The organism is Thiorhodococcus mannitoliphagus (assembly GCF_010915725.1).
Lineage (GTDB): Bacteria > Pseudomonadota > Gammaproteobacteria > Chromatiales > Chromatiaceae > Thiorhodococcus > Thiorhodococcus mannitoliphagus.
Window position 1 is genome coordinate 1 of the sequence record NZ_JAAIJR010000327.1, and the last position, 1,417, is coordinate 1,417.

General features: G+C 61.1%; 1 protein-coding gene. It reads left to right on the forward strand.

What is annotated here, in order from left to right; all coding sequences use genetic code 11:
* The first annotated feature begins 72 nt into the window (after nt 1-72).
* Nucleotides 73-1,382 (forward strand): ISKra4 family transposase gene (locus tag G3480_RS26635; RefSeq protein ID WP_164657209.1). Its coding sequence is split into 2 segments (ribosomal slippage): nt 73-324 and nt 327-1,382, totalling 1,308 coding nucleotides; the frame shifts between segments, so codons are not numbered across the junction.
* Nucleotides 1,383-1,417 lie beyond the last annotated feature (35 nt).

A 1,417-nucleotide genomic window follows, 5' to 3' on the forward strand; every position in this document is an offset into this window, starting at 1 on the left:
CGGGTGCGACCAGAACTGATGCAGGGGCTAAACTTGAGTTTTCCCTCTTCTGCGCCGAGGCATCGCATCACCATGTTTGATCAAACCGACGAAGCGCTGTTCCAGGCACTTACGCGTTACCCCCAACTGAAGCAGCGTATCGCGCATCTCATGGCCGTCGTCGAAGATGCCGAGGGCGACTTGGCCCGAGCCGATGACGCAGAGCGTCGGGTCATTGAGGAAATTCGTCGGTTGGGACAGGAGAGCCTCCAAGCCTGGGCCGAGCGTCAAGTGGAGCAGACGGCGCTGACGGTGGCGAACACCGGCGAGGTGCGTGTTGGGGGTAAAAAAAACTCTGCTGGTACAGTACGTTCGGCTTGATCGAGGTTGAGGAGACACTGTGGCGTCAGGGCACGCGCACGCAACGGTGTTTTTCGCTCAGGGCGCAGGTGAGGAATCGGTGTTGTTCGCAGCCGCTGCAACGGGTGATCACGGATTTCGGCGCCGATGTCGCGTTTCGGCAAGCCGCCAAGAAGCTCCAAGAGCATTATGGGTTCACGCTGTCCGTGGAGCGGATCCGTCAAATCGTCGAGGGGCATGCGCAGACGATGTACGAGGTGCAGGTGTTGAACGAGGATTGGCCCAGCGAACCGGGTGTGCCCTGGGTGGTGGCGCAAACCGACGGAGGGATGGTGCCGATTGTCACTCCTGATCCTGCGCAGGCGGACCAACGCCGCGGAAAAACCTTGGCGTGGAAAGAAGCCAAATTGTGCCTGGCGCACGCGATCGGTAGCGCGACGCCCTGCTATGGCGGAACCCTTCAGGGTGGCGTCGAGGGGGCCGGGAGCGCGCTCTTTGACTGTGCCCGGCGCGCGGGCTTCGGGACGAACACGCGGGCGCATGGTGTCGGCGATGGGGCGAGCTGGATTGCCGATCAGATCGAAGAGAAATTCGCTCAACAAGGCCAATTTCTGGTCGATTTCTACCATGCGTGTGACTATCTGAGCGCTGCGGCCAAGGTCTGTTCGCCGGAGCCAAAGCTTTGGCTCAACACGCAAAAAGCACGACTCAAGGCCAACCAACACGAGGCTGTGCTGACAGCGCTGGCGCTTCATGTGGAGCCTGACACGGTCGCCGACACCGATGCCCCGGTGCGCGCCGCGCAGCGCTATTTCAGCAACCGTCGCCACCAGCTCGATTATCAGGGTGCGCGTGAGCAGGGATTGCCGATCGGCTCCGGTGAGATCGAGAGTGCGCATCGTTATGTCGTCCAGCAGCGCCTGAAACGTCCCGGCGCGTGGTGGAAAATCGAGCAGGCCGAGGCCATGCTCGCCCTGCGACTGAACCGGGTTAATGAGCAATGGGAGTCGTACTGGCAAGACGTGATCAAGCAAACGGCATGACAGTCGAGCCATGTGCATCACTTCTGGTCGCACCC